We start from the raw sequence: 339 nt of genomic DNA, 5'->3' as shown, positions 1-339 counted from the left end.
TGTTGTCAACAAATAGAACTGTCCGGTTTCGTAGCACATAAACTGTCCGCTTTTCCGGGCCGGGGAGGGAAGGCGTGAAGGGCGTAGCCCGGAGCGCCTTCCCTCCCCGGCAGGCGCCGCGGCGGACCTACGCGACGACCTGTAGTTCGGGGGGTTGCAGCTGACCGTCCGCCGTGTAGCGCGCGAGCCTTCGCGGGCCATGGAAGATCGCCAACCGTCCGTCCAGGTAGCGATGCACCCGCACCTTGACCTTCACGTAGTGCATGCGATAACGATCCGGCGGGATTTGCAACTTCAGCCCCTCGAACGCGACACAATTGTCCTTGCCCACCACCCGCT

1 protein-coding gene is annotated in these 339 nt (G+C 63.1%); it reads right to left on the bottom strand.

The genetic code is table 11. The features are described from left to right. Nucleotides 1-127: 127 nt before the first annotated feature. Nucleotides 128-339, bottom strand: a 212-nt coding sequence (locus GV368_RS10950; protein WP_169116543.1) for a hypothetical protein, incomplete at its 5' end; no start/stop codon positions are given.

The sequence above is a fragment of the Tepidiphilus baoligensis genome (genome assembly GCF_012911495.1).
Taxonomy (GTDB): domain Bacteria; phylum Pseudomonadota; class Gammaproteobacteria; order Burkholderiales; family Rhodocyclaceae; genus Tepidiphilus; species Tepidiphilus olei.
This window is presented reverse-complemented; position numbering and strand designations above follow the sequence as displayed.